General features: G+C 61.6%; 4 protein-coding genes. 3 read left to right on the top strand and 1 reads right to left on the bottom strand.

Annotated features, from left to right (window positions below; genetic code table 11):
* Positions 1-82: 82 nt before the first annotated feature.
* A complete protein-coding gene (locus WBB95_RS03780) occupies positions 83-958 on the bottom strand; it encodes a LysR family transcriptional regulator (protein ID WP_424486361.1) in 876 nt (291 codons plus the stop codon).
* A 114-nt stretch (positions 959-1,072) separates the two neighbouring features.
* On the opposite strand from WBB95_RS03780, the gene WBB95_RS03775 reads away from it, so the two are divergent.
* From WBB95_RS03775 to catA, 3 genes are read left to right on the top strand one after another with little or no spacing between them, the layout of a single operon-like run.
* Positions 1,073-2,200 carry a muconate cycloisomerase family protein gene (locus tag WBB95_RS03775; RefSeq protein WP_424486360.1) on the top strand — a complete coding sequence of 376 codons (1,128 nt, stop codon included), beginning with the start codon at positions 1,073-1,075 and terminating at the stop codon, positions 2,198-2,200.
* Positions 2,201-2,212: 12 nt separating this feature from the next.
* Positions 2,213-2,503: a muconolactone Delta-isomerase gene (gene catC, locus WBB95_RS03770; RefSeq protein WP_424486359.1), complete on the top strand. Its 291-nt coding sequence runs from the start codon at positions 2,213-2,215 to the stop codon at positions 2,501-2,503.
* 42 nt (positions 2,504-2,545) lie between these two features.
* The gene (gene catA / locus WBB95_RS03765; protein WP_424486358.1) at positions 2,546-3,475 is read left to right on the top strand and encodes a catechol 1,2-dioxygenase; all 930 of its coding nucleotides are present in this window, start codon (positions 2,546-2,548) and stop codon (positions 3,473-3,475) included.
* Positions 3,476-3,586: the final 111 nt, after the last annotated feature.

The raw sequence follows: 3,586 nt of genomic DNA, 5'->3' as shown, positions 1-3,586 counted from the left end.
TCAGCTGGCCCATGTATTGACTGGCGCACCGCATTCGCGAGCAAGCCCGCTCCCACATTTGATGTGTGGTGTCAGCACTGTCTCAAATCAACTCTTCGACCAACTGCAAACAATGACTCAGCCCCGGCGACTGGTCATTCACCCGGCGGCTGAGAATGATCGGCGAGGTCGCGGTGGTCTCCACGATCGGCGTATAGCCGATATCCGCCCGGTGCAACACCTGCACCGAGGCCGGCACCAGCGTCACGCCCATGCCGGCGCCCACCAGCCCGATGGCGGTCTGCAACTCGTTGGTCCACTGCGCCACCTTGAGGCTCAGGCCGTGGGTGTCGAACAGGGCGATCACATGGTCGGCATAACTGGGGCGCGGGTTGCCGGGGTAGAGCACAAAAGGCTCGGCGGCCAATTGCGCGAGGGTGGCGGGCGCGCCCAGCAGTGTGTGGCCGGCGGGCAGCACGGCGACCAGGCGGTCTTCCACCAACACGCGCTGGACGATGGCCGGGTCGTCGATCCGAATGCGCCCGAAGCCCACATCAATCCGCCCGGCCTTGAGCGCTTCGACCTGCTGCAAGGTGGTCATTTCCGACAAGCCCAGTTCGAGTTCCAGCGCGTCATGGTTGCGCAGGCGGCGTATCAGTTCCGGCAGCACACCGTACAAGGTCGACGGCGCAAAACCGATGCCCAGCCAGGTTTTCTCGCCCTGGCCGATGCGCCGCGTGTTGTCACACACCTTGCCCAGTTGTTCCAGCAGCACGTTGGCGTGTTCATAGAAAAACCGCCCGGCCTCGGTCAGCCGCAGCGGTCGGCCACGCTCCAGCAAAATCACCCCCAGCTCGTCCTCCAATTGCTGGATCTGCCGGCTCAACGGCGGCTGGGCGATGTGCAGGCGTTCGGCGGCGCGGGTGAAGTTGAGGGTCTCACCCAGCACCTGGAAATAGCGCAGATGACGCAGCTCCATAACGGCTCCTTTCATACCTTGAAGGTATTGTGTGAGACCCATTCTATATTGGAAGCCGCGAAAGATACGGCACAGAATCGGCTCAAACTTATAAAGAACCCAACGGGTATAACCATGCCGATTTGCGCCATCGAGTCGATCGACACCGTCATCGTCGACCTCCCCACCATCCGCCCGCACACGTTGGCGATGCATACGATGCAAAACCAGACCCTGGTGATCATCCGCCTGCGCTGCGCCGATGGCATTGAAGGTATCGGCGAGTCCACCACCATTGGCGGCCTGAGCTACGGCAACGAAAGCCCCGAGAGCATCAAGGTCAACATTGATCGGCATTTCGCACCGCTGTTGGTGGGCCAGGACGCGAGCAATATTAACGCGGCCATGTTGCGCCTGGAACGCAGCATTCGCGGCAACACCTTTGCCAAGTCCGGCATCGAAAGCGCTTTGCTCGACGCGCTGGGCAAACGCCTGAACCTGCCAGTCAGCGAATTGCTCGGTGGCCGCGTGCGCGATGCCTTGCCAGTGGCCTGGACCCTGGCCAGTGGCAACACCGAACAAGACATCGCCGAGGCGGAAAAGATGCTCGACCTGCGCCGCCACCGCATTTTCAAATTGAAGATCGGCGCCGGTGAAGTCAGCCGCGACCTGGCGCATGTGATCGCGATCAAACAGGCCCTGGGCGAACGCGCGAGTGTGCGTGTCGACGTCAACCAGGCGTGGGGTGAGGCCGTGGCCCTGCGCGCGTGCAAGGTATTGGGCGACCACGGCATCGACCTCATCGAACAACCGATTTCACGCAATAACCGCGCTGGTATGGCCCGTCTGAACCTGTCGAGCCCGGCGCCGATCATGGCCGATGAGTCGATTGAATGCGTGGAAGATGCCTTCAACCTCGCCCGCGAAGGCGCGGCTTCAGTGTTCGCGCTGAAGATCGCCAAGAACGGTGGCCCGCGCGCGGTATTGCGCACCGCCGCGATTGCCGAAGCGGCAGGGATTGGCTTGTACGGCGGCACCATGCTGGAGGGCGGCATCGGCACCCTGGCGTCGGCGCACGCCTTCCTGACCTTGAACACACTGGCGTGGGACACCGAACTGTTCGGCCCGCTGCTGCTGACCGAAGACATCCTCACCGAGCCGCCGGTGTACCGCGACTTCCAGCTGCATGTTTCCACCGCACCGGGCCTGGGCCTGGCCATTGATGAAGAGCGTTTGGCGTTCTTTCGTCGTGACAAACACTGAGAGGCGCCTGCCATGTTGTTCCACGTAAAAATGACCGTGAACCTGCCGATCGACATGAACCCCGAACGCGCGGCGAGCCTCAAGGCTGAAGAAAAAGCCCTGGCGCAGCGTCTGCAACAAGAGGGCACATGGCGGCACTTGTGGCGCATCGCCGGGCACTACGCCAACTACAGCGTGTTCGACGTCGACAGCGTGCAGGCACTGCACGATCTGCTGATGCAACTGCCGCTGTTTCCCTACATGGCCATCGAAGTGAATGCCCTGTGCCGGCACCCTTCGTCGATCCATGAGGACGACCGTTAAGCTTGTTTTCAACACTAATAACTACAAGATGAGGATTGCACCATGTCCATCCGACTGTCCCAGACTGCCCATGCCCAACAGTTTCTCGAAGAAGCCAGCGGTAACCTCAATGACGGCGGCAACCCGCGCACCAAGGCGCTGATCTACCGGATCCTGCGGGACACGGTGAACATCATTGAAGACCTGGAAGTGACCCCGGAAGAGTTCTGGAAGGCGGTCAACTACCTCAATGAGTTGGGCAAAAACCAGGAGGCGGGGCTGCTCGCCGCCGGGCTGGGCCTGGAGCATTACCTGGACCTGCTGATGGACGCGGCCGATGAAGAGGCCGGCAAATCCGGCGGCACGCCGCGCACCATCGAAGGCCCGCTGTATGTGGCCGGGGCGCCATTGAGCCAATACGAAGCGCGGTTGGATGACGGCAAGGACGACGCGGTGCCGTTGTTCATGCGCGGGCAGGTGCGCGACACCGATGGCAAACCGTTGGCGGGGGCGATTGTGGATGTGTGGCAGGCCAATACCGGCGGCACCTATTCGTGGTTTGACCCGACGCAGTCCGAGTTCAACCTGCGTCGACGCATCGAGACCGATGCCCAGGGCAACTACCGTTTTCGCAGCATCGTGCCGTCGGGTTACGGCTGCCCGCCGACCGGGCCGACCCAGCAGTTGCTCGATCAACTGGGGCGCCACGGGCAGCGCCCGGCGCATATTCACTTTTTCATCTCGGCACCGGGGCACCGGCACTTGACCACGCAGATCAACCTGTCGGATGACCCGTACCTGCATGATGATTTTGCCTACGCGACGCGCGATGAGTTGATCGCCGAAATTCGCTTCAGCGACGATCAGCAACTGGCGCGGGAGTTTGGCGTGGAAGGGCGGTTTGCGCAGATTGATTTTGACTTTGAACTGCAGGCTGCGCAGGCGCCGGTTGAGCAGAAGCGCATGCAGCGTGTGCGGGCCCTGGAAGACTGATCAACGCGGTCAAATGTGGGAGCTGGCTTGCCTGCGATAGCCATAAGTATCTACACAACTTTCAAGGCTGAAAAATCTCCCTGTAGTGAGCGGGCTTGCACCGCGCTGGGC

Origin of the sequence: Pseudomonas sp. (assembly GCF_049645325.1) — a bacterium.
In the GTDB taxonomy this organism is placed as follows: domain Bacteria; phylum Pseudomonadota; class Gammaproteobacteria; order Pseudomonadales; family Pseudomonadaceae; genus Aquipseudomonas.
This window is presented reverse-complemented; position numbering and strand designations above follow the sequence as displayed.